Source organism: Candidatus Symbiopectobacterium sp. NZEC135 (genome assembly GCF_025962695.1).
Genome location: NZ_JAGFPF010000828.1, coordinates 1 through 907, shown reverse-complemented (window position 1 = coordinate 907; position 907 = coordinate 1). Strand labels below are relative to the sequence as shown.

The 907-nt window shown below is 56.6% G+C and carries 2 protein-coding genes; both read left to right on the top strand.

The genetic code is table 11. The features are described from left to right. Positions 1-231 (top strand): ATP-binding protein (locus tag J5224_RS30770; protein WP_264628819.1); only part of this gene is annotated, 231 nt, incomplete at its 5' end. 99 nt (positions 232-330) lie between these two features. Next, positions 331-907 (top strand): efflux RND transporter periplasmic adaptor subunit (locus J5224_RS30765; RefSeq protein ID WP_264628818.1); only part of this gene is annotated, 577 nt, incomplete at its 3' end.

The following is a 907-nucleotide window of genomic DNA, read 5'->3' as shown; positions in this document are numbered from 1 at the left end:
ATAGCATTTCGTGACTTTGGACCGGGTGTAACACCCGATTTTATTACTGACATGTTCGAGCGTTTTACCCGCGCTGACTCGTCACGCGCCCGCCATTCTGGCGGAAGCGGCCTGGGTCTTTCCATTGCGCGCGCTATCTGCAAAGCCCACGGTGGCACCATCACCGCCGAACTGCCAACGGGAAAAGGGTTACTGTTTCGGATTCAGTTGCCCGTTTCCCCTCATAAATAGCAAAAAAACGGCGACCCTTGATAAATCCTTGACAGAACATTCAAGAAATCTCGACAGGCACGGGGTGTAATGGCCTTCTCTTGAACAGGGAATGACGCCATGTGTGACACCTTTTCAACCTGTGCCCGTCACGGGTTACATCATCTTTTATCCCATTTGCCCGATATCAAGGGTGTGCTGATCCTGGCAGTATGGCTGCCCGCGCTGCTTGCCGGGTGTGATGGCAATAACGTGGCAAAAGACAGCGTGCCGCGCGCGGTGCGCTATACCACCGTTCCCTCACCCTCAGCGACCGCTGCTGGCGTATGGATTGGTGAGATACGCGCTCACGATGAAACCACGCTCGGGTTCCAACTGGAAGGACGGATCCTCAGCCGGCAGGTTGAAATAGGTGACAACGTCACCAAAGGCCAGCTTCTGGCGACCCTGGACAGCGACACCAACCGCAATCAACGCAACAGCGCCCAAGCCGAGGTCGAGAGCGCCCGCGCCGCCGAACAGGTCGCGGCCGCTAATCTGCGCCGTATGCAGGCATTAATGCCCTCCGGCGCTATTGCCAGGGTTGAATTGGACAATGCCACGGCAAACTGGCAGGCGGCACAATCGCGCAGGAAAAGCGCGCAAGCTACGCTTAACAATGCGCAAGAAAATCTGTCATGGACCCAACTCACCGCAC